Source organism: Flavobacterium lotistagni, from assembly GCF_011392125.1.
Classification (GTDB): Bacteria; Bacteroidota; Bacteroidia; order Flavobacteriales; family Flavobacteriaceae; genus Flavobacterium; species Flavobacterium lotistagni.
In genome coordinates this window covers 237,905-264,900 of sequence record NZ_JAAJBU010000004.1, presented here as the reverse complement: position 1 = coordinate 264,900, position 26,996 = coordinate 237,905, and the positions used below count along the sequence as shown (strand labels likewise).

Sequence of the window (26,996 nt, the reverse complement as noted above, 5' to 3'; positions counted from 1 at the left end):
TGGACCCGAGCGATAGCGAATTGGCGAAGCAAAGCCCGTTCAAAAGAACGGGCTTTCTTGTTTTCTATAGGTGCGACCTGGATTGTTTTAGGGTTTCTGTTTTATACTAGTTTGAGTTTTCACGCAATGACGCCAAGGCGCAAAGAAATAAGCTAGTATCTTGTGTGTATGAAAGTTTTAACTATTTTTACAAGAATTCATAAAACGCAATATCATGAGAAAACACTACTTTATTCTTGTCTGGACTTTGGTGATAATTATTGGAATCACTTCTTGTTCTAACGAAGAAACCAAAACTCAGAATGATATAGCCTCTAGACCAATAGTGCCAATTATGGCCAGTGAAGTGCAAATCGGCAATCAAATCTGGATGACCAAAAACTTAAACGTAAGCCGTTATCGAAATGGTGACCCGATTCCGCAAGTAACCAATCCGACGCAATGGGCCAATCTTACTACTGGCGCTTGGTGCTATTACAATAATGATTCTCAGAATGGAGCTAAATACGGAAAGCTGTACAATTGGTACGCAGTGAATGATCCAAGAGGATTGGCTCCCGCAGGATGGCATATACCGTCTGACCAAGATTGGGCCACTTTAGTCTCATTTTTAGGATTTGCCGATCTTGCCGGTGGTAAGATGAAAACCACAGGTACCTTACAGGAAGGTACTGGATTATGGAAAAGTCCAAATGTTGCGGCTACTAACAGTAGTGGTTTTTCTGCGCTTCCAGGCGGGTATGAGGCTGAAAATGGAAGTGGGTCATTTTTGTTGGATAGGTATGGGTATTGGTGGAGTACAACTGAATTCGGGAGTCAGCGAGCAGTAGCCCGAATTTTGAATTATACTGATGGAGGTATTACGACGTTGGAATTCTTTAAAGACAATGGTTTTTCTGTTCGTTGTTTGAAGAATTAACTCAATTTGCGTGAGGGATGGCAGCGGCAGCCCACAGCCGCGCAGCGATAGCGGAGCGGCGAGGACTAAAGCGTACAGCCCGACGGCGCCCGAAATCTTCTTGAAAAAATCAGGTTTGCAGCGCGCCGGCACGCCTCGATAATCCTAAGTATTGGTCTCTAAGTCGCGGATGTAATCCTGGTATTCGTAGAAAAAATATTCTAGAGCACTCATCTTCTCGTTAAAGAAATCGAAAATGTCGTTCCAACTATTGCGGTTGCTCACGCTCACACCCGTTTGTTCGACCCAGATGCGGCTGATGGTTTTTCCGTTTTCGAGGTAGTAATTTCTTTCAAACACTAAATCTTGAATATAATCTTCCTCTAAAATGGTTTTGAGCGACTCGATTTTCTCATAGTAGATTTTTCGCAAATCCTCGTTGCGGTTTTCGATATCGATACTCACTTGTGCCTTTTTGTTGTCAACAAAGAACTTGAAAGCGAAATCTTTTATTTTAGTGTCATACAACAGCCATTTGCGCGGATAAGCCTCGGCAAAGGCAATCCAGAATTCGTGTTTAAGGCGTTGGGTTTCTTCTTTTGAGAACATGTTTTTGAGCTACGCTTGTTTTTTGTACTTTCGTGAGATATGCTGCAAAAATAAGCTTTGTCATGGATTTTCAAGCCTTTCTAGAACATATTGAACCATTAAAAACCGTTTCGCTTCCGGGTGAATTAGCACATGAACTTATGATGCCGCCCGAGCGTCGTGGTTTGATGCAAAAAATAGATTGGGAGCAGGTCAAACCCAGACAAGCAGCTGTGATGATGCTGTTTTATCCTAAGAACGACCTTACGCACTTGGTACTCATACAGCGAAATGTGTATCAAGGCGTGCACTCGGCGCAGATTGCTTTTCCCGGCGGTAAGGTTGAGCCGACCGATGCTAATTTGGCAGAAACTGCTTTGCGCGAAACCCATGAAGAAATTGGCGTGGTTTCAGATAGCATCAATGTTGTGCGGCCTTTTAGCCAGGTGTACATTCCGCCGAGCAATTTTATGGTAGCGCCTTTTTTAGGTTTGAGCTATGAGCCGCTAGCGTTTTTTCCTGATCCGGCAGAAGTCTCTGGCATTATTGAATTGCCGTTGCAAGAACTTTTATCAGATGCCAGCCCCGTGGTACAAAGCATGGATACTTCTTATTCTCAATCGATTGATGTACCTTCATTTCACCTGCAAGGCCATTTCGTTTGGGGCGCTACAGCGATGATGCTCAGCGAATTGCGAGAAACACTCAAAAAGCTGCTTTGAACCCAAGTGTAATTTGTAAATTAGCTTTCTTTTTTAATTAATAACAACATGGGATTATTCAAAAGAAATCCTTTCGGACATATACTTTTTCTCAAAAAATGGCTCATCAGAATTTTTGGTGCCATTACCCACAGACGTTATCACGGATTCAACGAACTTCATATTGATGGCTCGGAAATCATCAAGAATTTGCCCGATGCGAATGTGCTTTTTATCTCCAACCACCAAACTTATTTTGCCGATGTTGTAGCGATGTTTCATGTATTCAACGCAAGTTTGAGCGGAAGAGAAGACAACATCAAGAACATCGGATATCTCTGGCAGCCCAAACTCAATATCTATTATGTGGCGGCGAGTGAAACCATGAAAGCCGGTTTATTGCCCAGAATTTTAGCTTATGTTGGCGCGATTACCGTCGAAAGAACTTGGCGCTCCGGCGGTAAAGATGTCACCGAAAAACGCGAAGTCAATCCTAATGACACTGAGAATATCGGAATTGCACTCAAAGATGGTTGGGTCATTACTTTTCCCCAAGGCACCACCAAATCATTCAAGCCGGTTCGTAAAGGAACGGCACACATCATCAAGCAACACAAGCCCGTTGTGGTTCCGATAGTTATTGATGGTTTCCGCCGCTCATTCGATAAGAAAGGATTGCGCATGAAAAAGAAAGGCATCTTGCAATCGTTCATCATCAAAGAACCGCTGGAAATTGATTATGAAAACGATTCGATTGAACAAATCGTAGAAAAAGTTGAATATGCCATCGAGCAACATCCTTCATTTTTGAAAGTGATTCCGGCTGAAGAGATTCAGGCTCATGAAGAACTCAATAAGTTGAGGGAATGGAAGGCGTAGGGATGAGTTGACCGCTTCGCTGTAAGATATTAGACTTCTATCTTTTTTAGTTCTTTATAGTTCGCAAAGAGTTTTTTGAGTAAAATTCCGTAAATTAATCGGTAGAACAGCCAGAAAACCCCAATCACCAGCGCAATAAAAGCCATTGAAACCAGCACGCATACGAAGATAAAAATCGATTCGTGCCCTTCAGAAATTTGCTCGTTCATCATCGAAATTATGTCGGGGTTGTGCGCGAACATCATTACAATCGAAATGATGATGGTCAGTGTCACAATAAACAAATTATACCAGATATAGTACTGCACAGTTTTGCGTGTGTTTACAATGCTTTGCATGAGTTTACTAGTAGAATCCAAGGTTGAAATCGAGCGGTAGTTTTTGTAAAACACATAAATAAATCCGACCACTATGACATAGTTGATGACATTCACAATAAACATAATGTCTTCTATACCATAACTCTCTAGTTTGTTTTGGTATTTTTCATCGCTGAAAGCAAACGAAATAATATTCCAGAATACAAATTCTATGATGCTAACTATCAAAATCCACTTTACAATCGAAGACGATTTTCGGTGCAACATAGCATAGATATCGTTCTCACTGACCTGATTGTAGCTGGCATCCTGATTTTTCCAGGCTTTTTTTAATACATCTAACTCTTCCATCATCCTTAAGGATTTAATATTTTTCTCAATTTGGTTTTGATCCGGTTCATTTTCACGCGCGCATTCACCTGACTGATTCCTAATGTTTCTGAAATTTCCTCATAATCTTTGTCTTCTAGGTACAGGAACACCAAAGCTTTTTCAATGTCGTTGAGCTGGTGAACTGCCTCGTACATCAGTTTGATTTGTTCTTCTTCCTCGTAATTGTATTCGTCTTGGCGTACAAAAAGATTGCTCGTGTCAAACGACGATGTCTGCACCGAGCGCGTACTTTTCCGATATAAAGTAATGGCTGTATTGAGCGCCACGCGGTAGGCCCAAGTAGAAAATTTGCTTTCGCCGCGAAACTTTGGGTAAGCCTTCCAAAGCTGGATGGTAATTTCCTGAAACAAATCTTTGTGCGCATCTTCACCCGAAGTATACAGCCTACAAATCTTGTGGATGATATTCTGGTTGTCCTTTAATTGCTTAACAAAAGACTGCTCTAATTGTTGATCCATGACCTCTTTAGTAAACCGGCGTCGGAATTTGTTACAAAGTAAATGTTTTTTATTGGAAGCTGTTCCCGCTATACACTATATCTTTTGCTCCGCTGCGCTACACAAAAGGATGCCGTTCCTATCGGGGCTATGGTTTTCAGTTGTTGGTTGTTTGTTGATGGTTGTTGGCTCGTTTACGGAAAGTTGAGCATAATAGTCCGATTGCGGTTTTAAAATGAAATTTGTCGTCAAGACATAGTTCCACAATACCATCCGACGACCGACAACTGACTACACTTTCAAGATTCCCATTTTCTTCTCTTTCGTCTTTGATTTCAGTGGCAAATATGTTACCTTAGGCCAACTAACTTTTCAACGATTAGCTTTGTCATGAACATCAATATTCCCAGTAGCCCACTTCCCAGAATAGTCATCATCGGCGGTGGATTTGCCGGTATTTCCTTGGCTAAGAAACTCAAGGACAAAAAGGTACAAGTGGTCTTGATTGACAAACACAATTACCATACTTTCCAACCTTTGTTGTATCAAGTGGCCACCGGTGGTTTAGAAGCTGGTTCTATTGCTTATCCGATTCGCAAGATTATTCAGGAATTCCCGGATTTTTATTTTCGTTTGGGCCGCGTGAACGAAATCGATACCCAAAATCAATACGTGAAAACCGATATAGGAGAACTACATTATGATTATCTGGTGCTGGCCAATGGTTCCAAAACCAATTATTTCGGCAACAAAGAAATCGAGCGCAATAGCATGTCGATGAAAACCATTCCGCAATCATTAAACATTCGCAGTTTAATCCTAGAAAATTTCGAACAAGCCTTATTGGTTGACGATGAAACCGAACGAAACGCCTACATGAATTTTTGTTTGGTGGGTGGCGGCCCGACAGGAGTCGAATTGGCAGGCGCTTTGGCTGAAATGAAAAACGCAATTTTACAGAAAGATTATCCTGATCTGAATATTGATAATATGCAAATTAACCTGATTCAGGGCGATGGCAGAATTCTTAACGGAATGAGTCAAAATGCATCGGATGAAGCAGAAAAATTTCTCACAAAGCTCGGAGTCAAAGTGCACAAAAACGTCCGTGTCATGAATTATGATGGCAGAACTATCACAACCAATTCTAACTTAACTTTTGATTCCGCTACTGTTATCTGGACCGCTGGAGTTCAAGGTGCTGCAATTCCGGGATTAAAGTCAGAATCCATTACTAAAAGCCATCGAATTCGTGTAAATGAGTACAACCAAGTCATGGGGTATGACAATGTTTTTGCTGTGGGCGATATCGCTTCGATGGAAACTCAAAGTTTTCCTCAAGGGCATCCGATGATGGCGCAACCGGCTATACAGCAAGGTGCACTATTGGGCGAAAATTTAATCAAAAAAATCAAAGGCCAGAAAATGAAAACTTTTCAATACAACGACAAAGGTTCCATGGCAACAATTGGCCGCAACAAGGCTGTGGTAGATTTACCGCATTATAAATTCAGTGGTGTTTTTGCTTGGTTCGTCTGGATGTTTGTACATTTATTCTCGCTCATCGGATTCAAAAACAAAGCGGTCGTTTTTCTGAATTGGGTGTACAACTACATTCGCTTTGACCGTGAAGGCAGGCTCATCATCAGACCATATAAGAAAAAAAGCTTCACCGCGTTTACTACTGATGAAGTTTAGGTTGATTGATTAGCGATTTTGATTTTTGAACATTTTTTGCGAAAAGTTGAACTATAGTTTTTAGATTCAAACCCTTATACAAAGTTCTTGATAACTTTTAATTCAACTATTTCAAACCCATAACTCACAACCAACTACCATTTCCCCGCCATGTATCAAGAAAAGTCTCAAATCACTAGGCACATCAAAGATTTTATCCTGATTACCTCGGGCATATTTTCGGCTGCCTTAGGTTTCAAAGGTTTCTTATTGACCAATCATTTTATCGATGGCGGTGCGACCGGAATTTCGCTTTTGGTGTCACACATAACACCAATTCCGTTGTATCTGCTTATTATCATTATTAATGCTCCGTTTATTATCCTCGGATATAAAATCATCGGGAAAACTTTTGCCATCAAGACTGCTATAGCCATTATTGGCTTGGCAATCGTAGTGGGAACGGTGACATTTCCGAACGTTACTGACGATAATTTGTTGGTGGCGGTTTTCGGCGGATTTTTTCTAGGAGCCGGAATCGGGTTGTCCGTTCGAGGCGGAGCAGTGATTGACGGCACTGAAGTTTTGGCCATCTACTTGAGTCGAAAATTTGGAACGACCATTGGCGATATTATTATTGTAATCAATGTAATTATCTTTTCTGCTGCGGCCTACTTCCTGACCATTGAAATTGCCTTATACTCAATGATTACATACCTAGCAGCCTCCAGAACACTTGATTTTATTGTCGACGGAATTGAGGAATACATGGGCGTAACGATTGTTTCTCCAAAAAGCGAAGACATCAAAAGAACAATAATCGAAAACTTGGGTCATGGCGTAACTACCTACAAAGGCAAAAGCGGTTACGGCAAAAACGGCGAAAGCGGCAACGTAGAAATTGTTTATACGGTGGTGACTCGTTTGGAACTCAACCGCCTGAAATCCGAAATCGAAAAAGTCGATGAAAATGCCTTTGTGATTATTGCCAGTGTGCGCGATACCAAAGGCGGCATGGTGCCCAAACGCGGTTTGAAATACTAACACAGATTGCCACGGATTGATTTGTTTTTAAATAAATAGCTGCGTAAGCCTGTGGTTATTTGCGTTAAACTTTCTATAAAGATTTATCCTGATAATAATTCACCAATAAATTCACAAACTTGCTATAACTCTCTAAACCGTCTTTTTGATTGTTGAATTTGAGGTAATTGTCATAAAAAACCTTGAAGCCGGTTTCAATGAAGGTTTCATATTGCCTCCAGAAATCTTCACTTTCCTGATAATTTTTGAGAATTCCCGGATGAATCGTTTTGAGCAATTGTTTCCTTATTGAAGGATTTCGAATTTCCCAATTGTGCAGGCAATACCGCAGCGCAAACGCGTAACCCGAATACTGAAAATATAGATCATCATTTTTGATTGAAGCCAGAAAACCAATAAAATTGCATTCACTTTCGCTGGCATAGCCCAACTGGTGCGCCATTTCGTGTGAAGCAGTTGTCGGAAAAGCATACATCGGAAGCCTATCATTTACCTGAGCTTCATTCGTAAACGGATTCAAATAACCGGCAAAACCCATATAAGTTAGCGGTAAACTAAACAACGATTTTTTGATGCTTAAATGTTCGTATTTCAAATTTGGGTACTGTTGTGATAAGTTATCATATCCGTTGAGATTCTTCTGAAAAACCTGCTCTTGAGTATACGGAAAAACAATTTTCGCGGCTTCATTTTTAGTGATTTGGTATTGGACTGCATTGGTTTTAGCAATCAGTTTTTGTGTAAAGACCAATAAATCTTTATCGGTGTAGTCACGTTTGATGTTCATTTGTTCAAACAATGGCAATCTTGCATAATTGACGGCCCATGAAATATAGAAAAAGAAGTAAAAAACAGACAGGTAACTTACCAATTGCAATACATTGTCTTTTCTAGAAATCTTCCAGGTTTTTCTTTTGCGCCAAAACCAACGAACCAGCAAAGTGATTAAAATTCCGTAGAGACAATCGCCTACAGAAAAAGTAATGCTCCCTAAGGCGATTCTCCAAAACCTCGAAATCCAAAGGTAGAAGCCGTTGCTGTAATGGGTGTCTATCCATTCTGGGAAAAACGAAAGCAACTGCAAGACAATCACTTGCAAAACCAACAAAAGCGGTAAAATATATTTGCTTGGCACGGCTGTAATTTTGAAGTGTAAATATACATCTAAAGGCCATATTTCTTTAACTTTGGCTCGCTAAGTAACAAGAAGATATTTCTATCTCACATCTCAGCAACTTAGCACCTTAACTCTTAGTACCTTAAAAAAAATGAGCCAGGAAATCAGAAACCTAGAACCCAAAGCACTCTGGAATAAATTTGCAGACCTCAATGCAGTCCCAAGACCTTCGAAAAAAGAAGATCGTGTTATTCAGTTTATGAAAGATTTCGGAAACAGTCTCGGATTAGAAACCTTCGAAGACGAAATCCGCAATGTAATTATTCGTAAACCGCCCACACCGGGCATGGAAAACCGCAAACCCATTGTGCTGCAAGGCCATCTTGATATGGTGCATCAGAAAAATGCAGATACCAATTTTGATTTTGACACTCAAGGCATTCAAATGTATGTTGACGGCGATTGGGTGCGCGCCAAAGGAACCACGCTCGGCGCCGACAATGGGCTAGGAGTGGCTGCGATTATGGCGATTCTGGAAAGCAAAGACATTCCGCATCCGGCCATCGATGCTTTGTTTACAATTGACGAAGAAACCGGGATGACCGGTGCCTTGAACCTTAAAGGCGGCATTCTTAAAGGCGAAATCTTGCTGAATATGGATACTGAGGAAGACGACGAAATCGACATTGGTTGTGCCGGTGGTATCGACGTGACTGCTACTAGAAGTTACCATGAAGAAGCTACGCCCGAAGGCTCTGTTGGCTACACCATTACTGTAAAAGGCTTGAACGGCGGGCATTCGGGCATGGATATTCACAAAGGTTTGGGTAATGCCAACAAAATCATGAACCGTTTGTTATTTGATGGCTTCGAGAACTTCGGTTTGCAAATCGCTGAAATTAATGGTGGCAGTTTGCGCAATGCGATTCCTCGTGAAAGTGTGGCAAAAGTTATCATCGCTTCAATGTATGACGAGGCTTATGTTTTTGATATGCAGGAAGTCATCGGCGATATCAAGGCAGAATTTAAAACCACCGAACCTAATCTGACCATAGAAATCACCAAATCTGAATTGCCCAAAAAAGTCATGGAATTGGGTGTTCAGGAAGGTTTGTTGCGGTCAATTTATTCGGCGCATAACGGTGTTTACAGAATGTCAGCTGATATGGAAGATTTGGTGGAAACTTCCAACAATATTGCTCGTGTTGTGGTAAAAGACGGCGAAATTTCTATCCAGAATTTAACACGTTCTTCTGTAGAATCTTCTAAAATGGATCTCGCCAATGCGTTGCGTTCCGCTTATGAATTGTTCGGTTGCGAAGTAACTTTTACCGGAAGTTATCCGGGCTGGACACCGAATGTGAAATCGGAAATATTGGATGTTCTGGTTTCCATCTACGAAAAGCAAAACGGCGAAAAACCAAAAGTAGTGGCTTGTCACGCCGGTTTGGAGTGCGGAATTCTGGGCACCAATTACCCGGGCATGGATATGATTTCGTTCGGGCCAACCATTCATGGAGCCCATTCGCCCGATGAAAGAGCCAGCATTAAATCATCGCAGAAATTTTGGAAATTTGTCTTAGAAATTTTAGCGGATATTCCGGTAAAGAAATAGTAAAATCTAAGTATATGAACCGCAGGCCACTATGTAAATTGCGCGTCTGCGGTTATTTTTTTGACTTTATTTAGTTATTTAATTTTAACTAAAATACCACGCGCCGTAGTTTTAGACAAATCAGAATTGGCCCGCATCACGAACTTCATTGAGTCTTTGCCGAACTCGCGGTTGTCAATTTCAATCGGGTTGTCTTCTTTGCCGTAACGCAAGAAAGCGCGGTATTTCTCGTACTTAATTTTGCCTTTATAGGCTACCGCATCGGGCATGATTTTCTTGAAAATGCTGTCTCGAAATTCCATCTTGAAAGTTTGTTGTTCGTATTTTTTCTCGAACACAATACGGTAATTTCCGTTGAGTTTTGGGGTGTCTTGCTGAAGAAAACCAGCCAAAAAGGATATCAGTGTAATAATGATTGCTCTCATTTTATTGAAGTTTGATGAATTCAAATATAAAAAAACTGGTTTATAAATGTGTGACCCAATGGGTCGATCTCTTTCTTCAACTATTTAAAATTTCTTTTCAGTAAAGAATAAATCACCGTATCCCAAAATTTTCCATCGAAATACTCATTCTCTAAAATATGGGCTTCTTTGGTAAAATTATTTTTGAGCAACACTTTTTCAGAAGCAATATTACGAGGGTCAATGATTGCTTCAACGGAATGTAGGTGCATCGTTTCAAAACCATAAACCAAAATAGCCTGAATGGCCTCGTTAGTAATGCCTTGCCTGTGAAATTCAGGTAACAACATATAGCCGATTTCCGAACGCTGATTTTCATTTTGAATGCGATAATGCCCTATAATGCCAATCAACATCGGATCATTCTTTAGTGTTATCGCCCAATTGATGCCTTCGTTATTTTCGATTTTGGCGTCAATCATTCGAAAATGTTCGAGGGCTTCCTCTGTGCTCTTGACCAACGGGCGTGGAATATAGCGCATCGTTTCAGGATGGCTTCGCAAGGCAAAAATCTGCTCGGCATCTTCTACAGCCACTCTTCTGAGCATCAATCTCGGAGTTTCAATGACAGGAAACGGATTATTAAAATTAAGGTTTAACATTAAAATATTTCGATTTGAAATTGACCATTGAACTGACTTTGTGGTGCTAGTTTTTGAATAGCTTCTTTCTGGATAATATTGCCATTGTGATTCGTAGTGTCGGAATAGCCTAGCCAAGGCTCTAAACAAATGAAAGCCGCGCCAGGTTTGGTCCAGATGCCGAAATTCTCAAAGTCTTTGTAATGAAAATTTAACAGTGAATGTTCGTTTTCCAGAATGGTTATTTTTTTAGATTTCATCGACTTAAAAACCATAGCGTCATTTTCAAATAAGCGATAATTCAACGGCAATTTTTTATGCTCTAATTCGATTGGAATTGTCACCTCTGAGAGTAAATCATGCTTTAAGCTATATTGCTTTAAAGTTTCTTGAAATTCAAAGAGTAAGCTGTAATTATCAAAAGTTTTTGGTAAAGCAAATGCCGGATGCCCGCCAATAGAAAAGGGCATAGTTGCAGTTGTTTTGTTGATGACTTTATAACCGACGATTAAAGCGTTTTCTTCCAATTTATAGATGAGTTGTAGCTCAAAATCGAAAGGATAAACTCTCAAAGTTTCCGCATTTGCTTTCAATGAAAAAACTACTTCTGTTGCCGAATTCGAAATCAACTCAAATTCATAATCTCTAGCGAAACCGTGTCTGAGCAGCGAGTAAGTTTTGTCATTGAAAACATATTGATTGTCTTTCAAAGTGCCAACAATAGGGAAGAGCACTGGCGCATGTTTACCCCAAAATGCCGGATGGGCATTCCAAATGTATTCGCGGTTGTCACTGTTTTTTCTCAGCGAAATGAGTTCGGCACCCTTTGAATTAATGGTCGCAGTCAGTTGGGAATTTTCTATAGATACAGTCAAATTGATAAAAATTTTTAAACGTTTTTGTTAATTGTAAATATATTTTAGTACTTTCACTATCCCTAATCTATTGATAATTTAAAACTTAACCTTATGGCAACTCCCTATCAACTTATCGAAAAGGAAAAAATCAACACCTTGCAATTTCCTCAAAGCGAAGTACTCCATGATCAAGAAGCTATTGCACAACGAACTAACGATTTGGTGCGCGCGCAATCTTTAGGTAATTTGGAACACGCTAAAATTAAAATCTTTTTTGAAGATAACCAATCTAAAAAAATGGTCGAAACTACGGTTTGGGCTTTAACCGATAAGCAAGTCGTTTTAAAACAAGGCGTGGGAATTCCCATTCACAGAATTTACAAATCAACTTAAGTTTTTTTTTATTTATTTTCAAGGGTATTTGTAAATCTACAAATCTAGAAATCTTCAGGCTAGAAATTCCTTATATTTGCTCGCCTAAAGAAGTATTTCTGTGAATAAACTTAAAATTCTAAACGATCCGATTTACGGCTTCATCACGATACCGAATCCGTTGCTTTACGATTTGATTCAGCATCCTTATTTTCAACGTTTGCGTCGTATTTCGCAGATGGGTTTGTCTTATTTGGTGTATCCCGGAGCGCATCATACTAGGTTTCATCACGCTTTAGGTTGCATGCACATGATGCAGAAAGCCATAGAAGTGTTGAAATTCAAAGAGGTGCAGATTTCCAAAGAGGAAGAAAATGCACTGCTGATTGCGATTCTATTGCACGACATTGGGCACGGACCATTTTCGCATGCCATGGAGCACAGTATTGTTGAGAATGTCAACCACGAGTCGATTTCGCTGCTGTTTATGAATGAACTCAATCGGGAATTTAAAGGCCAATTGTCGTTAGCCATTCAAATTTTCAGAGGCGAATATCCGCGTAAGTTCATGTTGCAACTGATTTCCAGTCAACTCGATATGGATCGCATGGATTACCTCAAACGTGACAGCTTCTATACTGGCGTGGCAGAAGGCAATATTAATTCAGACCGTTTAATTCAAATGCTCAATGTTGTGGACGATGTGTTGGTGATGGAAGAAAAAGCAATCTACTCCATTGAGAAATTTTTGATGGCTAGAAGGCTGATGTATTGGCAAGCTTATCTTCACAAAACAAGCTTAGTAGCGGAACTTATTTTAACCAAAACGCTAAAAAGAGCTAAAGCATTAACCTTACAAGGAATAGTTTTACCAGCCAGTAAATCTTTGTCATTTTTCTTGAAAAATAAAATTGAAAAAGAAGATTTCAACCCTGAGGTTTTGGCCCAGTTTGCCCAGCTGGACGATTATGATATTGTGAGTGCCTTGAAGGTATGGCAATATGAAGATGATTTTATTCTGAGTTCATTAAGTAAAATGATCATCAACCGTGATTTGCTTAAAATTAAACTCAGCAGCGAGAAATTCCTGAGTACGGAAATCGAAGCGCTTCAAAAAAAGCTTTCTTCCCAAGCTGGTATTTCCATTCAAGATTCAGAGTACTTTATTTTTAAAGGGAAAATCAAAAATCAGGCGTACAGCAAAGAAGCCGAACCAATTCATATCTTAAAGAAAGACAAATCTATTGAAGATGTTGTTGAAGCTTCAGACCAACTGAATTTGAAAGCCTTGTCTAAACCCGTTACCAAGTATTATATCTGCTATCCAAAACAACTCTTGGAAAATTGAACTTTTAAAAGCTATTTTTTATATTTTTGTGCGCACGAAGGTTACCTCGTGTTCGGCTAGTCCGAAGGAATCAGAATTTTATAGATGAAATTTACTGCAGAGCAAATAGCGAAAATTCTCGAAGGCGAAGTCGTCGGAAACCCGAATGCCGAAGTCTGGACGTTGTCAAAAATTGAAGAAGGCGCAGAGGGCAGTATCGCATTTTTAGCCAATCCGAAATACGAATCATATATTTACAAAACAAAAGCCAGTATTACTTTGGTGAACAATTCCTTTGTTCCAGAAGGAGAAATCAGCACAACTTTAATTAAAGTTGATGATGCTTATTTGTCGTTTACCAAGTTGCTTACTTTTTACGACGAGGCCAAAAAGGCCAGTAAAGTAGGTATTGAGCAGCCTTCAACGGTTTCAACTACGGCTAAATTTGGCGAGAATTTTTACCTCGGAAGTTTCAGTTACATTGGATCGAATGTTCAAATTGGGAACAATGTTAAGATTTATCCGAATAGTTTCGTAGGTGATAACGTTGTGTTAGGTAACAATGTAACGGTTTTTGCCGGAGCCAAGATTTATTCCGAAACACAAATTGGGAACGATTGCGTAATCCATTCCGGAGCCATTATCGGCGCGGATGGTTTTGGTTTTGCCCCGAATACTGACGGTACTTATACTAAAATCCCTCAAATTGGAAACGTGATTATTGAAGATGCAGTTGATATCGGCGCAGGAACGACAATAGACCGCGCTACAATGGGTTCTACTATTATTAGAAAAGGCGTGAAGCTTGACAATCAAATTCAAATAGCCCACAACGTTGAAATCGGTGAGAATACTGTAATTGCAGCACAAACTGGAGTAGCAGGTTCTACGAAAATCGGAAAGAATTGCGTTATTGGCGGACAAGTCGGTTTTGCCGGACATTTGGTGATTGGCAATAACGTCAGAATTCAAGCGCAATCAGGCATAGGAAAGAACATCAAAGACAATGAAGTTTTGCAAGGTAGTCCAGCATTTGGCTACACTGATTATAGTAAGTCGTATGTTCATTTTCGCAACTTGCCTAAAATTATCAACGAATTAGACGAACTCAAGAAAACAATCCATAAAAATAATTAAGTGATGGTGAAACAGAAAACCATTAAGAATGAAATTTCTCTGGTAGGCGTTGGTTTGCATACCGGAAAAGAAGTGAAAATGACTTTCAAACCCGCACCGGAAAATAATGGCTTCACATTTATTCGTGTGGATCTCGAAGGTTCTCCGGTTATTGAAGCCGATGCCAATTATGTCGTCAATACGCAAAGAGGAACCAATCTAGAGAAATTGGGTGTGAAAATCCAAACTTCAGAGCATGTTTTGGCTGCTTTTATCGGCTGCGATTTAGACAACGTGATTGTAGAATTGAATGCTTCTGAGCCGCCGATTATGGATGGTTCTTCAAAATTCTTTGTAGAAGCGATTGAAAAAGCAGGTATTGTCGAGCAAGAAGCCAAGCGCAATATATATGTGGTGAAAGAGAATATTTCGTTTACCGACGAAGAAACCGGAAGCGAAATTCTAGTGATGCCCAGCGACGAATACCAAGTGACTGCCATGGTTGATTTTGGCACTAAAGTTTTAGGGACACAAAATGCAACTTTGAAAAAAATGGCCGATTTCAAATCCGAAATTGCCGATGCGCGTACTTTCAGCTTCTTACACGAACTAGAAACTTTACTTGACGAAGGTTTGATCAAAGGTGGCGATTTGAACAACGCTATTGTTTACGTTGATAAAGATATTTCCGAGAAAACGATGAACAACCTTAAAGTAGCCTTCGGAAAAGAACAAATTTCAGTAAAACCCAACGGAATTCTGGACAACCTTACTTTGCATTACCCGAATGAAGCCGCGCGCCACAAGTTGCTTGATGTGATTGGTGATTTGGCTTTGATTGGTACTAGAATACAAGGAAAAGTGATAGCGAATAAGCCAGGACATTTTGTAAACACGCAATTCGCGAAGAAACTCTCCAAGATGATTAAAATCGAGCAGCGGAATTTTGTGCCTTGCTACGATTTGAATCAAGAGCCGTTGATGGATATCCACAAAATCATGTCGATGTTGCCGCACCGCCCACCATTCTTATTGGTCGATAAAATCTTTGAATTGTCTGATTCGCACGTGGTAGGTTTGAAAAATGTAACAATGAACGAGCCGTTTTTCGTAGGCCATTTTCCCGGAGCGCCGGTAATGCCGGGTGTTTTAATTGTAGAAGCAATGGCGCAGACCGGAGGAATTCTAATTTTAAGTACAGTTCCCGATCCTGAAAATTACTTGACTTATTTCATGAAAATCGACAATGTGAAGTTCAAGCAAAAAGTGTTGCCCGGCGATACTTTAATTTTCAAATGCGATTTAATAAGCCCGATTCGCCGCGGTATTTGTCATATGCAAGCCAACGCATACGCCAACGGGAAATTAGTTGCTGAAGCTGAACTGATGGCACAAATCTCTAAAAAACAATAAACCAACTCCAGAGCAAACCTTGCAAAAGAGTATAAAATAAAACAAATGAACCAACCTTTAGCCTATGTTCATCCGGGCGCGAAAATAGCCAAGAACGTCGTAATAGAGCCTTTTACAACCATACACAATAATGTAGTTATCGGAGACGGAACTTGGATTGGCTCTAACGTAACCATCATGGAAGGCGCGCGTATCGGCAAGAATTGCAATATTTTTCCTGGCGCAGTGATTTCGGCGATTCCTCAAGATTTAAAATTCGGTGGCGAAGATTCTCTAGCTATTATCGGCGACAACTGCACAATACGGGAATGTGTAACCATCAACAGAGGAACTGTCGCTTCCGGACAAACTACTGTTGGTGACAATTGCCTTATCATGGCTTATGCTCACGTAGCGCACGATTGCGTTATCGGAAACAACTCCATCATTGTTAACGGTGTGGCATTGGCCGGCCATGTCGTCATCGGCAATTATGCTGTGATTGGTGGCTTGGCAGCGATTCATCAGTTTATCCACATTGGCGATCATGCCATGGTTTCCGGAGGATCATTGGTCAGAAAAGATGTTCCGCCATACACCAAAGCTGCGAAAGAACCGCTTTCGTATGTCGGAATCAATTCGGTAGGGTTAAGAAGAAGGGGTTTTTCAACCGACAAAATCCGTGAAGTCCAAGACATTTATAGAATCCTTTATCAGAAGAATTACAATACTTCCCAAGCGGTAAGCATTATCGAAGCCGAAATGGAAGCCACACCCGAGAGAGACGAAATTCTAGACTTCATCAGAAATTCTTCGCGAGGTATTATGAAAGGCTACTCGGGCAACTACTAATCAATAATCAAATAATAAATAACCAAATACATACAAATGGCATCTACAGCAGATATTAAAAACGGATTGTGCATCAAATTCAACCACGACATTTATAAAATTATCGAGTTTCTTCACGTGAAACCAGGAAAAGGACCGGCTTTCGTGCGTACCAAACTAAAAAGTGTCACTAACGGAAAAGTGATTGACAATACTTTTTCGGCAGGCCACAAAATTGACGAAATACGCGTAGAAACCCATAAATTCCAATACTTATATGCCGAAGGTGAACAATTCAACTTTATGAACACCGAAACTTTCGAGCAAATCACCATCAACAAAAATGCGCTAGATGCTCCTGAGTTGATGAAAGAAGGCTCAGAAGTGATGGTTCAAATCAATACAGAAACTGATTTGCCTTTATCGGTAGATATGCCGGCTTCAGTTATTCTGGAGGTTACGTATGCTGAACCTGGCGTCAAAGGAAACACAGCGACAAACGCCACCAAACAAGCTACAGTAGAAACCGGTGCTACGATTAACGTTCCTTTATTTATCGAGGAAGGAAACAAGATTAAAATTGATACCGCTTCCGGAAAATACATGGAACGTGTGAAAGAATAAATTTGAAAAGTAGGAAGCTAAGCATTCAATCTTCAAATTATAAAATCCTCAAATCTTTAAATCAACATGAAATTTCATAGAGTTCATACCTTACAAGAAATTGCGAATTTGCTCGGCTGCGGGTTTATTGGCGATGTTGATTTTGAGGTTCTTGGTATGAATGAAATCCATGTGGTTGGGCCCGGCGATATTGTTTTTGTTGATCATCCCAAATATTACGACAAAGCGCTGCAATCTGCGGCAACGATTGTTTTGATTAATAAAGAAGTAGCTTGTCCTGAAGGTAAAGCTTTACTCATTTCTGACGATCCGTTTCGCGATTTCAACAAACTCACTAAGCACTTCAAACCTTTCCAACATTCGAGTTTGTCGATTTCTCCGTCGGCCAAAATCGGTGAGCACACCTTAATTCAACCCAATACTTTTATTGGGAACAATGTGGTGATTGGCAAAAATTGCCTGATCCATTCTAATGTGGCGATATACGATGATACCGTCATTGGCGATAATGTGATTATTCACGCAGGAACCGTGATTGGTGGTGACGCGTTCTACTACAAGAAGCGTCCGGAAGGTTTCGATCAATTGCTTTCGGGTGGTCGCGTAGTGATAGAAGACAATGTAGGGATTGGCGCTTTGTGTACGATTGACAAAGGCGTAACCGGCGATACCACTATTGGAGCCGGAACCAAGCTCGATAATCAAGTGCATGTTGGGCATGACACCGTAATTGGAAAGAAATGTCTGATTGCCTCGCAAACCGGTATTGCAGGCTGCGTGGTGATTGAAGACGAAGTAACTATGTGGGGCCAAGTTGGAACTACCAGCGGTATTACCATAGGGGCAAAGGCAGTCATCATGGGGCAAACCGGAGTAACCAAATCGGTTGAAGGCGGGAAATCTTATTTCGGGACGCCGATTGAAGAATCTCGCGAAAAGCTCAAGCAATTGGCGAATGTGAAAAAAATTCCAGAAATTTTAAATAAACTAAAATAGCATGTCTAAGAAATTGGTTCAGGATTTTTACAAATCCGATGCACTAATCAATAGCGAAATCATGGACGGTTACTTGCATCCTGATTTTGCCTTGGATTGGAACAGCAGTACCGGCCACAAACAACTGAATCGTGAACAAATACTTTCGTTAGCAGGAGAACTTGGTAAAGCGTATGTGCGTTCCAAAGCGAAAATTAGCCATTTATTGAAAGACGGAAATACCTTTACAGTTCGTTATTCACACTACATTAAAACCATAGAAAACCCGCGTGAAGAAATGCTCTTGGCCCATTTTATGGTGATTTGGGAAGTGAAAGACGACAAGCTGTACCGCGGTTTTCAGATCAGTCAATTGCCTTAATAATTTCTGGAAAATAAATTATGAAAGTAGGATGTAATGCTTACTTTTGCATAGCGTTTAAAAAAACAACATAAAAAAATATCAACCCAATGAGTGTTTTAGTCAATAAGAATTCAAAGATTATCGTTCAAGGTTTTACCGGTAGCGAAGGTACTTTCCACGCCTCACAAATGATTGAATATGGAACCAACGTAGTAGGTGGTGTAACTCCCGGAAAAGGAGGAACCATGCACTTAGATCGTCCGGTTTTTAATACAGTGAAAGACGCGGTAGACCAAGCTGGTGCCGATACCACTATCATCTTCGTTCCACCTGCTTTTGCTGCAGATGCCATTATGGAAGCTGCCGACGCCGGAATCAAAGTCATTATCACGATTACCGAAGGAATTCCGGTAGCCGATATGATCCGTGCGAACGAATACATCAAAGAAAGAAATTGCACACTCATCGGGCCGAACTGTCCTGGAGTAATTACTCCTGAAGAAGCTAAAGTTGGGATTATGCCTGGTTTTGTTTTCAAAAAAGGAAGCGTTGGAATTGTTTCTAAATCAGGAACTTTAACATACGAAGCCGCAGACCAAGTGGTAAAACAAGGAATGGGAATCACGACTGCTATCGGAATCGGTGGCGACCCAATCATTGGTACTACTACTAAGGCCGCAGTTGAATTGCTGATGAATGATCCTGAAACCAAGTGTATCGTAATGATTGGTGAAATCGGAGGACAACTCGAAGCCGACGCCGCCAAATGGATCAAAGCCGACGGAAACAGAAAACCGGTGGTAGGGTTCATCGCAGGAGAAACCGCGCCAAAAGGAAGAACCATGGGTCACGCAGGTGCGATTGTTGGTGGTTCTGACGATACTGCCGAAGCTAAGAAAAGAATCATGCGCGAGAACGGTATTCACGTGGTTGATTCTCCGGCAGAGATTGGTAAAAAAGTTAAAGAGATTATGGGATAATATTCTCGGAAGATATTTGAAAAAGCCCTGCAAATTTTGTGGGGCTTTTTTTTATTTAATCGCAGTGCTGATTTTTTGCTGCAACTGGTTCAATAGTACTTGGTATTTACTAATCTCGATTAAATCCTCATCTGCTTCAGAATGATCTAACAGTTCGTCAAGATATTCGGCAGCGTCAAGTAATTTATAGTTAGCATCGATGTATTGCTTGGCAGCCATCAAATCAATGATTTCTTGAACATCTTGTTTTAAAGTATCAAATTTAGAACTCATGAAGTTTGAATTAGTTGTTTCCAAAAATAATCATAAATAAACATTGACTGCTTTTTTTGGTTCGGTATTTGAAACGGCGGCGGCGAAACTTAAAATATTAGAAGTCATGAAAAAAATAATTTTACTCTTAGTGATAACAAGTTCTTTGATTTTTGCAGGTTGTGAAGGTCCGGAAGGCCCGAGAGGCGAAACCGGTTATAGTGCTGAAGCGGCGGTTTATGAATACCAAAACGCAGATATTACGCTAGATCAAAACGGCGACTATAGTTTCAGAAGATCCATCAGTACGAATCTTGAAGACAGTGTATTGATATACAGATTGTCGGGTACAATTAACTCTCAAACACCGATTTGGCAACCGATTCCGAGAACAGTCTATTTAGATAATGGTAATGAATTTGATTACGACTACGACTTCAGCCGAGTTGATTTTTCAATATATGCCGGTGGAAATTATAACATCGCCTTATCACCGGAACTTTTATACGATCAGACTTTCAGAGTGGTAGTTATTCCCGGCCAGTTCGCCAATAAAGGAAATGCAAATGCCATCGATTTATCTGACTACGAAGCCGTAATTAAAGCGTATCACATTGATGAAAGTAAAATTAAAAGCCTGAACTAAATTCAAATAAAAATACAAAGCCGTCTTAATTAGACGGTTTTTTTATGCTTTGTGGTTGGCAGCATCTCTTTTCAACGAAACCCACACGCCAATTAAAAGTGACATGCCAATAAACCCGAGCGAAGCCCATTCCGGAACTTCAATATAATCGTGTAATAGCATTTTAAGCCCGACAAAAGTCAAAATAGCAATCAGACTGTATTCCAAGCAACTGAACTTCTCCAGCATATTGGCCAGAAAGAAATACATCGACCGCAAGCCGAGAATCGCAAAAATGTTAGAACTCAAAACCAAAAACGGATCGGAAGTAATCGCTAAAATTGCAGGAACGCTATCCACGGCGAACAAAACATCCATCACTTCAATGACCACCAAAGCTACAAATAGAGGAGTAGCATAGGTTTTCATTTCTTTGCGGATAAAAAAATCAGGTCCGTGTGTTTCGGTAGTAATCGGGACAATTTTGCCCAATATCTTATATATAATAGATTCTTTAGGTTTGAATTCGTTTTCTTCGTCGGTAATAAGCATCTTGAAAGCGGTAAATACTAAAAAGGCTCCAAACAAATAAGTGGTCCAACTGAATTTATTAATCAGCATCACACCAAAGAAAATCATCAACCCACGGAAAACAATTGCGCCAATAATACCCCAAAATAAAACCCGGTGTTGGTATTTCTGCTTGATTTTGAATGCGCTGAAAATAATTGCGATTACGAAAATGTTATCAATGCTCAATGACAACTCAATCAAATAGCCCGTAATATATTTGATCATGGCTGTGTGCGGTTTGAGCTGGTCTGGATTGAGCGTCATGCCTGATTGGTACATCCAATACACCACGCCGGAGAAAATGAAAGACGTAGTTACCCAAATAGCGGTCCACTTGCCGGCTTCTTTAGAACTGATAACATGTGGTGTTTTGTTGAAAACGCCCAAGTCTAATGCTAAAAACAATAAAATCGTGATAATAAATAAAGTCCAGCCAATCATTTTAAATTATTTAGGTATTGCGCAAATATAAACCATACCCTAAGAAGTGCAAGAAAGATTAATAAATATGTTTTTGGGCTGTAATTTTGTGTAATTCATCTAAAACCCTATAAAAAAATAGGGGTTATTTAATATTGGAAACATTATTTTATATATTTGCCTCGAAATAATTAGGGTATAACATTAAAAATTAATTTTATGGCAACATTACGATTTCAAGCTTTAAAAGAATCGTCTAACAGAACTCCGGTGAAATTTGAAGAAGCCGGAAGAAAATCCGCAATTTTCGGATCCAATGTTTTTAATGACAAAGCAATGAAGCAATTCCTTACTCCAGATGCTTTCAAAGGAGTTAGAGATGCCGTACAGCACGGAACCAAAATCGATCGTAAACTAGCAGATTATATTGCCATGGGTATGAAAGAGTGGGCACTTTCTAAAGGCGTGACTCATTATACACACTGGTTTCAACCTTTAACAGGTGCCACGGCTGAAAAGCACGATGCCTTCTTTGAAACTTCTTATGACGGCAGCGATCCGTTAGAGAAATTCGGTGGCGGCCAATTGGTACAACAAGAGCCAGATGCTTCGAGTTTTCCGAACGGCGGCATCAGAAATACTTTTGAAGCCAGAGGTTACACCGCTTGGGATCCAACTTCGCCGGCGTTTATCTTTGGAACCACTTTGTGTATTCCTACCGTTTTTATTTCCTACACAGGAGAAGCTTTAGATAATAAAATTCCTTTGTTGCGCGCTTTGTCTGCTATGGATGATGCTGCTACGGAAGTTTGCAAATTTTTCGACAAAAACGTCAAGAAAGTAACCGCCACTTTGGGTTGGGAGCAAGAATATTTCTTGGTCGATAAATCGCTCGCACAATCGCGTCCTGATTTGATGATGACCGGAAGAACCCTACTAGGACACACTTCCGCAAAAGGACAACAATTGGATGACCACTATTTTGGTTCGATTCCAACGCGCGCGCTCACTTATATGAGAGATCTGGAGCAAGAATGTATGTTGCTCGGAATTCCCGTTAAAACCCGTCACAACGAAGTAGCGCCAAACCAATTCGAACTCGCACCGATTTTTGAAGAAACCAACTTGGCTGTAGACCACAACTGTTTGCTAATGGATGTGATGCAGAAAGTAGCCGAGCGCCACGATTTCAAAGTGTTGCTGCACGAAAAACCTTTTAAAGGCGTGAACGGTTCCGGAAAACACAACAACTGGTCTTTGGCGACCGATACCGGCGTGAACTTATTGAGTCCGGGCAAAACCCCAATGAGCAACTTGCAATTCCTGACTTTCTTTATCAACACAATCAAAGCGGTGAATATTTATGAGGCTTTACTTAGAGGTTCTATCGCGACGGCGAGCAACGACCATCGTTTAGGAGCCAACGAAGCACCACCGGCGATTATCTCGGTTTTCATCGGAGAACAATTAACTAAAGTTTTAGCCGAACTCGAAGGAGTCACTTCAGGCAAATTATCGCCGGAGGAAAAGACCGACTTGAAATTGAACGTTGTAGGTAAAATTCCAGATGTATTGTTAGATAATACTGACCGTAACAGAACCTCGCCGTTCGCCTTTACTGGAAATAAATTTGAATTCCGTGCGGTAGGTTCTTCGGCTAACTGTTCCAATGCAATGACTACCTTGAACACCATCGTAGCCAAGCAGTTAAAAGATTTCAAAAAAGAAGTCGATGCTTTGATTGACAAGAAAGGTTTGAAGAAAGACGAAGCGATTTTCAACGTATTGCGTGAATACATCAAGCAATCCAAAAACATCCTTTTCGAAGGCGACGGTTACAGTGAAGCTTGGGAAAAAGAAGCCAAAAAACGCGGATTGAGCAATTTCAAAACGACGCCACAAGCCTTGAAAGCAAGAGCATCCAAAGAAGCATTGGCTTTGTTCGAGGAAATGGGTATCATGAACCACGTCGAAATGGAAGCGCGCTACGAAATCGAACTAGAAGAATACACTAAAAAGATTCAAATCGAAGGTCGTGTGCTTGGTGATATCGCCAGAAACCACGTGATTCCAACTGCAATCCGTTACCAAAATACACTAATTGAAAACGTGCGCGGCTTGAAAGAAATCTTCGGAAAAGACTTCGAAAAAATTGCCAAAGAGCAAATCATTTTGATAAAAGAAATTTCTTCGCACATCGAAGGCATCAACAGCAAAGTCGAGGAAATGACCGAGGCCAGAAGAAAAGCCAATGCCCTAACCAGCATGGAAAAAATGGCCGACGCATACTGCGAGAAAGTGAAGCCTTATTTCGAGGTCATCCGCGAGCACTGCGACAAACTCGAACTTTTGGTCGATGACGAAGTCTGGACGCTGACCAAATACCGCGAGTTGTTATTTACCAAATAAGAACCGATTCAATCTATTAAAAACCTGCACTGAATGTGTGGGTTTTTTTATGTTTTTTTAGAAGCTGATCCCGCTATTCGCTGCAAGTCCTCGCAAAGCTGCGGGCTTTCACTACTATCGGGGCTAGGGCTATCGGTTGGTATTGCCATTCTCTGAAACCAACAACATTTTTTCTTACCTTTCGTTCTCCAATAAAACTGCTTATGAAACTGGTTTTGTCAATTGTTTGTGTGCTTTTTTCAGCTTTCGTTTTCGGGCAGCAGCAGTTTTCGGTTTTTTTCGACAGCGATAAATTTGTACTCAATTCCAAGGAAACCAAAAATCTAAGCGATTGGATTGCAGCCAACAAAGAAGTCAAGATCGTCGGTATCCACGGTTTTACTGATGAAGACGGCACCAGCGGTTACAATGATACTTTGGCAAAAAAGCGCATCAATTCCATTTTCAACCTAATTAAAGACCAAATCAAAATCCGCGACGATTTCAAAACCCGAAGTTTCGGCGAATTGCATCAACTTTCAACAACCAAAGCAGAAAATCGTAAAGTCACTTTGTTCTACCTCGAGGCAAAAGATATTCCGCGCGAGAACGAAATCCTCGGCATCAAAGCACCCGAAAAAGCAGAAGAAATTCGAGAAATCATTCGTTACCCAGAAAAGCTAGCATTAGACAATCCCGATGGCACAAAATCCGAATACAAACTCGACGTAGACTTTATGAAAAAACTCGGTGAAGCGGCAGTAGGCGAGAAGCTCAAAATCGAGAACCTGAATTTCAAAATCAATACTTTTATTGTCGTTCCCGAATCGCGCGGCAAAATGTATGAGCTTTTAGTTGTTTTGCAGAAAAATCCAAAACTTAAAATCGAAATACAAGGCCATTTGTGTTGCATGCCGACCGACCGATTGGATTTATCGACCCAACGTGCCAAAGCCATCAACAATTTCTTGGTCGCCAACGGAATCAACGAAAAGCGCCTTACTTATAAAGGTTTCGGTAGTACGCAACCTATCTTTCCGATTCCAGAGAAAGACGAAGCCCAACGGGCGGCCAACCGCCGGGTTGAAATTCTGATAGTGTCGCATTAACTTCCTTAAAATTCAATAGCGATGAAGAAATACGGTTTTATTTTGTTGTTCCTATTGAATGTTTCTTGTGTTTTTGCTCAAGACCAACTCACGGTCTTCTTTGATTTCGACAAACATCAGCTCAATCCAACGGCCATCGAACAACTGCAAACTTGGGTTGCCAATAATCCTAAAATTGAAGTCACGAAAATCTATGGCTTCTGCGATTGGAAAGGAACCAATACCTATAATGACTCTTTATCCTTGAAACGCATTCATACCATTCTGGATTACTTGAAACTGAAAAACATCAAAGTAATTGACGGATTCGAAGTCAAAGGTTTTGGCGAAGATTTTGAGCAATCCGATGTACAAGCTGAAAACAGAAAAGTACTTTTGGTTTACCAGCAGAAAAAGGAAATTCTTCCAACCGCAGTGGTTTTAGACAAAGATTTACTTCCGTTAGGTGAAAGGTTCAAACAAGCGAAAGTGGGCGAGAAGATCAAGCTTCCAAACATTTATTTCTACAACATGACACCGAGAATTTTGCCTAAATCACGACCGGTTCTAGTAGAATTATTGTGTGCTTTAGAAGACAATCCGAAACTTAAAATCGAAATCCAAGGTCATATTTGCTGCCAGAAAGTGTTTGACATTAATGAACTTTCGGTGATGCGTGCCCGGGCCATCTACAATTATCTGGTGAACAAAAAAATCAATCGCAAACGCTTGACTTATAAAGGTTACGGTACAAGCGACCCAATTCATCCGATTCCAGAGAAAAATGCGCAGGAAGAAGAAGAAAACCGCCGTGTAGAAATATTGGTGTTGGAGAACTAATACCTCTGTTTCTAAAAGTCATTTTCCTATCTTTGCGCCACAACAACACACTACAATGAGTTCAGAAAATTCTAAACGCTATGCCGGTCGTGGCGTATCTGCATCAAAAGAAGATGTGCACCAAGCCATCAAAAATATCGACAAAGGTTTATTTCCCAAAGCTTTCTGCAAAATTGTCCCGGACTATCTCACAGGTCATGAAGATTATTGTTTGGTGATGCACGCTGATGGAGCCGGAACCAAATCGTCTTTAGCCTATATGTACTGGAAAGAAACCGGAGATTTATCGGTTTGGAAAGGCATTGCCCAAGATGCCCTGATTATGAATATAGACGATCTTTTGTGTGTGGGTGCTGTCGATAATATTATGCTGTCGTCTACTATCGGAAGAAATAAAAATCGTATTCCAGGTGAAGTCATTGCGGCGATTATCAATGGAACCGAAGAACTCATCTCTGAACTAAAAACCTTTGGTGTTAATATTTATTCCACAGGTGGCGAAACAGCCGATGTTGGTGATTTGGTTCGTACGATTATTGTCGATTCTACGGTAACAGTGCGAATGAAGAGGGCAGAGGTGATAGACAATGCGAATATTCAAGCGGGCGATGTGATTGTAGGTTTGGCTTCATTCGGTCAGGCGAACTACGAGAAATCATACAACGGTGGCATGGGAAGCAATGGGCTGACTTCGGCCCGGCATGATGTTTTTTCAAATGCATTGGCTAAAAAATATCCCGAAAGTTATGACGATTTGTTGCCCGAAGATTTGGTGTATTCCGGTCAAATGCAATTGACGGATTTCATCCCTAACGTGCCGATTGACGCTGGAAAATTAGTGCTTTCCCCAACCAGAACCTATGCGCCGATTATCAAAAAAATAGTAGAAAAATTTACTGCAAAAGATATTCACGGTATGGTGCATTGTAGTGGTGGTGCACAGACCAAAATCCTGCATTTTATCGAAAATCTTCATGTCATAAAAGACAATCTTTTTCCGGTTCCGCCTCTGTTTGAACTCATTCAATATCAGTCTAAAACCGACTGGAAAGAAATGTACCAAGTGTTTAACTGCGGGCATCGTATGGAATTGTATGTGCCAGAAAGTACTGCTCAGGAAATTATTACTATATCGGAATCTTTTGGTGTTCCGGCACAGATTATTGGTAGGGTAGTCGCTTCAGATGAGAAAAGGCTTACAATCAATAGTGTTTACGGGTTGTTTGAGTATAAATAGTTTGCTTATTGTCATTTTTTT

Annotated in this window: 29 protein-coding genes; 20 read left to right on the top strand and 9 right to left on the bottom strand. The window is 40.5% G+C overall.

What is annotated here, in order from left to right; all coding sequences use genetic code 11:
- Nucleotides 1-214: 214 nt before the first annotated feature.
- Nucleotides 215-919, top strand: coding sequence for a fibrobacter succinogenes major paralogous domain-containing protein (locus G4D82_RS07185; RefSeq protein WP_166336055.1), 705 nt, complete (start codon nucleotides 215-217; stop codon nucleotides 917-919).
- A 144-nt stretch (nucleotides 920-1,063) separates the two neighbouring features.
- On the opposite strand, the gene G4D82_RS07180 is transcribed toward G4D82_RS07185, so the two are convergent.
- On the bottom strand, nucleotides 1,064-1,507 hold the full coding sequence (locus G4D82_RS07180) for a DUF4268 domain-containing protein (RefSeq protein WP_166336053.1): 444 nt from the start codon (nucleotides 1,505-1,507) through the stop codon (nucleotides 1,064-1,066).
- Between the two features lie 62 nt (nucleotides 1,508-1,569).
- On the opposite strand from G4D82_RS07180, the gene G4D82_RS07175 reads away from it, so the two are divergent.
- Both G4D82_RS07175 and G4D82_RS07170 read left to right on the top strand, forming a co-directional pair.
- Complete coding sequence (locus G4D82_RS07175; RefSeq protein WP_166336051.1) at nucleotides 1,570-2,208, top strand: NUDIX hydrolase; 639 nt, start codon at nucleotides 1,570-1,572, stop codon at nucleotides 2,206-2,208.
- A gap of 48 nt (nucleotides 2,209-2,256) precedes the next feature.
- Nucleotides 2,257-3,066 carry a lysophospholipid acyltransferase family protein gene (locus tag G4D82_RS07170; protein WP_166336049.1) on the top strand — a complete coding sequence of 270 codons (810 nt, stop codon included), beginning with the start codon at nucleotides 2,257-2,259 and terminating at the stop codon, nucleotides 3,064-3,066.
- Between the two features lie 29 nt (nucleotides 3,067-3,095).
- Here the strand turns inward: G4D82_RS07170 and G4D82_RS07165 are convergent, their stop codons facing one another.
- Nucleotides 3,096-3,740 carry a hypothetical protein gene (locus G4D82_RS07165; protein WP_166336047.1) on the bottom strand — a complete coding sequence of 215 codons (645 nt, stop codon included), beginning with the start codon at nucleotides 3,738-3,740 and terminating at the stop codon, nucleotides 3,096-3,098.
- A 2-nt stretch (nucleotides 3,741-3,742) separates the two neighbouring features.
- Nucleotides 3,743-4,237, bottom strand: a complete 495-nt coding sequence (locus G4D82_RS07160) for an RNA polymerase sigma factor (RefSeq protein WP_166336045.1) — start codon at nucleotides 4,235-4,237, stop codon at nucleotides 3,743-3,745.
- A gap of 375 nt (nucleotides 4,238-4,612) precedes the next feature.
- Between G4D82_RS07160 and G4D82_RS07155 the strand changes: the two genes are divergently transcribed.
- Nucleotides 4,613-5,914: an NAD(P)/FAD-dependent oxidoreductase gene (locus G4D82_RS07155; protein ID WP_317167563.1), complete on the top strand. Its 1,302-nt coding sequence runs from the start codon at nucleotides 4,613-4,615 to the stop codon at nucleotides 5,912-5,914.
- 150 nt (nucleotides 5,915-6,064) lie between these two features.
- Nucleotides 6,065-6,937, top strand: a complete 873-nt coding sequence (locus G4D82_RS07150) for a YitT family protein (protein WP_166336041.1) — start codon at nucleotides 6,065-6,067, stop codon at nucleotides 6,935-6,937.
- 73 nt (nucleotides 6,938-7,010) lie between these two features.
- On the opposite strand, the gene G4D82_RS07145 is transcribed toward G4D82_RS07150, so the two are convergent.
- A complete protein-coding gene (locus tag G4D82_RS07145; RefSeq protein WP_166336039.1) occupies nucleotides 7,011-8,072 on the bottom strand; it encodes a DUF3810 domain-containing protein in 1,062 nt (353 codons plus the stop codon).
- A gap of 133 nt (nucleotides 8,073-8,205) precedes the next feature.
- Between G4D82_RS07145 and G4D82_RS07140 the strand changes: the two genes are divergently transcribed.
- A complete protein-coding gene (locus tag G4D82_RS07140; RefSeq protein ID WP_166336037.1) occupies nucleotides 8,206-9,669 on the top strand; it encodes an aminoacyl-histidine dipeptidase in 1,464 nt (487 codons plus the stop codon).
- A gap of 74 nt (nucleotides 9,670-9,743) precedes the next feature.
- Here G4D82_RS07140 and G4D82_RS07135 read toward each other — a convergent pair whose 3' ends face one another.
- The 3 genes from G4D82_RS07135 to G4D82_RS07125 form a co-directional block, all read right to left on the bottom strand.
- Nucleotides 9,744-10,094, bottom strand: coding sequence for a hypothetical protein (locus G4D82_RS07135; RefSeq protein WP_166336035.1), 351 nt, complete (start codon nucleotides 10,092-10,094; stop codon nucleotides 9,744-9,746).
- Nucleotides 10,095-10,174: 80 nt separating this feature from the next.
- Nucleotides 10,175-10,735, bottom strand: a complete 561-nt coding sequence (locus G4D82_RS07130) for a GNAT family N-acetyltransferase (RefSeq protein ID WP_166336033.1) — start codon at nucleotides 10,733-10,735, stop codon at nucleotides 10,175-10,177.
- Nucleotides 10,735-11,589 carry an aldose 1-epimerase family protein gene (locus G4D82_RS07125; protein WP_166336031.1) on the bottom strand — a complete coding sequence of 285 codons (855 nt, stop codon included), beginning with the start codon at nucleotides 11,587-11,589 and terminating at the stop codon, nucleotides 10,735-10,737. The genes G4D82_RS07130 and G4D82_RS07125 overlap by 1 nt, the downstream gene beginning before the upstream one ends.
- A gap of 93 nt (nucleotides 11,590-11,682) precedes the next feature.
- Between G4D82_RS07125 and G4D82_RS07120 the strand changes: the two genes are divergently transcribed.
- The 9 genes from G4D82_RS07120 (at nucleotide 11,683) to sucD (ending at nucleotide 19,552) form a co-directional block, all read left to right on the top strand.
- The gene (locus G4D82_RS07120) at nucleotides 11,683-11,964 is read left to right on the top strand and encodes a hypothetical protein (protein ID WP_166336029.1); all 282 of its coding nucleotides are present in this window, start codon (nucleotides 11,683-11,685) and stop codon (nucleotides 11,962-11,964) included.
- A 94-nt stretch (nucleotides 11,965-12,058) separates the two neighbouring features.
- Nucleotides 12,059-13,291, top strand: a complete 1,233-nt coding sequence (locus G4D82_RS07115; protein ID WP_166336075.1) for an HD domain-containing protein — start codon at nucleotides 12,059-12,061, stop codon at nucleotides 13,289-13,291.
- Nucleotides 13,292-13,375: 84 nt separating this feature from the next.
- A complete protein-coding gene (gene lpxD, locus G4D82_RS07110; RefSeq protein WP_166336027.1) occupies nucleotides 13,376-14,407 on the top strand; it encodes a UDP-3-O-(3-hydroxymyristoyl)glucosamine N-acyltransferase in 1,032 nt (343 codons plus the stop codon).
- Between the two features lie 3 nt (nucleotides 14,408-14,410).
- On the top strand, nucleotides 14,411-15,799 hold the full coding sequence (locus G4D82_RS07105; RefSeq protein ID WP_166336025.1) for a bifunctional UDP-3-O-[3-hydroxymyristoyl] N-acetylglucosamine deacetylase/3-hydroxyacyl-ACP dehydratase: 1,389 nt from the start codon (nucleotides 14,411-14,413) through the stop codon (nucleotides 15,797-15,799).
- 45 nt (nucleotides 15,800-15,844) lie between these two features.
- Nucleotides 15,845-16,630: an acyl-ACP--UDP-N-acetylglucosamine O-acyltransferase gene (lpxA, locus tag G4D82_RS07100; protein WP_166336023.1), complete on the top strand. Its 786-nt coding sequence runs from the start codon at nucleotides 15,845-15,847 to the stop codon at nucleotides 16,628-16,630.
- 36 nt (nucleotides 16,631-16,666) lie between these two features.
- Nucleotides 16,667-17,233, top strand: a complete 567-nt coding sequence (efp, locus tag G4D82_RS07095) for an elongation factor P (RefSeq protein ID WP_166336021.1) — start codon at nucleotides 16,667-16,669, stop codon at nucleotides 17,231-17,233.
- 66 nt (nucleotides 17,234-17,299) lie between these two features.
- Nucleotides 17,300-18,229, top strand: a complete 930-nt coding sequence (locus G4D82_RS07090; protein ID WP_166336019.1) for a UDP-3-O-(3-hydroxymyristoyl)glucosamine N-acyltransferase — start codon at nucleotides 17,300-17,302, stop codon at nucleotides 18,227-18,229.
- A 1-nt stretch (nucleotide 18,230) separates the two neighbouring features.
- Nucleotides 18,231-18,590: a nuclear transport factor 2 family protein gene (locus tag G4D82_RS07085; RefSeq protein WP_166336017.1), complete on the top strand. Its 360-nt coding sequence runs from the start codon at nucleotides 18,231-18,233 to the stop codon at nucleotides 18,588-18,590.
- An 89-nt stretch (nucleotides 18,591-18,679) separates the two neighbouring features.
- Nucleotides 18,680-19,552 (top strand): succinate--CoA ligase subunit alpha, encoded by an 873-nt coding sequence (gene sucD, locus G4D82_RS07080; RefSeq protein ID WP_166336015.1) that lies wholly within the window; start codon nucleotides 18,680-18,682, stop codon nucleotides 19,550-19,552.
- Between the two features lie 51 nt (nucleotides 19,553-19,603).
- On the opposite strand, the gene G4D82_RS07075 is transcribed toward sucD, so the two are convergent.
- Entirely contained in the window at nucleotides 19,604-19,825 is a 222-nt protein-coding gene (locus tag G4D82_RS07075) for a hypothetical protein (RefSeq protein WP_166336012.1), read from the bottom strand.
- 106 nt (nucleotides 19,826-19,931) lie between these two features.
- On the opposite strand from G4D82_RS07075, the gene G4D82_RS07070 reads away from it, so the two are divergent.
- Nucleotides 19,932-20,450, top strand: coding sequence for a hypothetical protein (locus G4D82_RS07070; RefSeq protein ID WP_166336011.1), 519 nt, complete (start codon nucleotides 19,932-19,934; stop codon nucleotides 20,448-20,450).
- Nucleotides 20,451-20,492: 42 nt separating this feature from the next.
- On the opposite strand, the gene G4D82_RS07065 is transcribed toward G4D82_RS07070, so the two are convergent.
- Nucleotides 20,493-21,443: a TerC family protein gene (locus G4D82_RS07065; RefSeq protein ID WP_166336009.1), complete on the bottom strand. Its 951-nt coding sequence runs from the start codon at nucleotides 21,441-21,443 to the stop codon at nucleotides 20,493-20,495.
- A 198-nt stretch (nucleotides 21,444-21,641) separates the two neighbouring features.
- Here G4D82_RS07065 and G4D82_RS07060 point away from each other — a divergent pair, with 198 nt between their 5' ends.
- The 4 genes from G4D82_RS07060 (at nucleotide 21,642) to G4D82_RS07045 (ending at nucleotide 26,975) form a co-directional block, all read left to right on the top strand.
- A complete protein-coding gene (locus G4D82_RS07060; protein ID WP_166336007.1) occupies nucleotides 21,642-23,831 on the top strand; it encodes a glutamine synthetase III family protein in 2,190 nt (729 codons plus the stop codon).
- A 203-nt stretch (nucleotides 23,832-24,034) separates the two neighbouring features.
- Nucleotides 24,035-24,919 (top strand): OmpA family protein, encoded by an 885-nt coding sequence (locus G4D82_RS07055; protein ID WP_166336005.1) that lies wholly within the window; start codon nucleotides 24,035-24,037, stop codon nucleotides 24,917-24,919.
- Nucleotides 24,920-24,940: 21 nt separating this feature from the next.
- On the top strand, nucleotides 24,941-25,738 hold the full coding sequence (locus G4D82_RS07050) for an OmpA family protein (RefSeq protein ID WP_166336003.1): 798 nt from the start codon (nucleotides 24,941-24,943) through the stop codon (nucleotides 25,736-25,738).
- 55 nt (nucleotides 25,739-25,793) lie between these two features.
- Entirely contained in the window at nucleotides 25,794-26,975 is a 1,182-nt protein-coding gene (locus G4D82_RS07045) for an AIR synthase related protein (RefSeq protein WP_166336001.1), read from the top strand.
- The last annotated feature ends 21 nt before the right edge of the window (nucleotides 26,976-26,996 follow it).